Source organism: Bacillus haikouensis (assembly GCF_013179555.1).
In the GTDB taxonomy this organism is placed as follows: Bacteria; Bacillota; Bacilli; order Bacillales; family Bacillaceae_B; genus Rossellomorea; species Rossellomorea haikouensis_A.
This window is the reverse complement of the sequence record NZ_JABMCR010000573.1, coordinates 1-922: the sequence shown is the minus strand read 5'-3', so window position 1 is coordinate 922 and position 922 is coordinate 1. Positions and strand designations below refer to the sequence as shown.

The 922-nt window shown below is 37.7% G+C and carries 1 protein-coding gene; it reads left to right on the top strand.

Annotation, left to right across the window (positions count from 1 at the left end; genetic code table 11):
* A partial coding sequence (locus tag HP456_RS24365; RefSeq protein ID WP_172255812.1) for a CHASE3 domain-containing protein occupies positions 1-922 on the top strand: 922 nt, incomplete at both ends.

Genomic DNA, 922 nt, shown 5'->3' with positions numbered 1-922 from the left:
AGAAAAAATGGAAATCACCAGTCACATTGCCAAAAGGAAACAAAAAGAAAGAGAGTAAGGAAAAGACAAAGAATAATCGGGGTTTACTTACATACTTTCGTACAATCCGTGGAAAAGTCGTTCTTTCATTTGGTCTGCTGACCATTGTCTTATTAATACTTGCTTCTACTTCATACTTCAATATGATGAAGCTGGAAAGCGAAATTAAGACATTAATAGAATACGATATGCAAGTGGATACAAAGGTAAAGGACTTGTCAAAAGTATTAAATGACATTGAAATTGGTGAACAAGGATTTGTCATTACTGGTGCGACAGGGTTTTTAGCTCCATACGGAAATGGGAAAAATCAAGTTGAAAACCACTTTTCCGATTTGAAAACGCTATTGAAGGATGACAAAGAACAACTCGATAAGCTATCTAAAATCGAAAAACAATATGACTATTGGATTCAATTTGTTGACAGGGTGATCAATACCCGGAAGGAAGATGGACTTGAGAAAGCAGCAAGTCTTGTAGAGTCGGGGACAGGAAAGAAGTACCTTGATGGAATCCGTTCATATGTCGATATGATTGTAGTTGACCAGCAGAAAGATCTAAATAAGAGAATAGATTCATTGAATCAACAAGTTTCTTTGTCCAAGATTGCTACAATCAGCTTATCTGCATTTGCCGTACTGTTGGCAGCATTCTTTGGGTTTATTCTTTCAAAGAATATTAAAACCAATGTAAGAAAAATCAGCCGTTCCATCCTGGAAATCGCAAATGCCGGTGGGGACCTGACTAAGCGGATAAAAGTTAAATCCAAAGATGAATTAGCTGGACTCGCTTCAGATACAAACCAGCTCATCGAAGGTATCGCCGTCCTGGTTAAACAAGTTTCAGGAATGGCTGAAAATGTTTCAGCCAGCTCACAGCAATT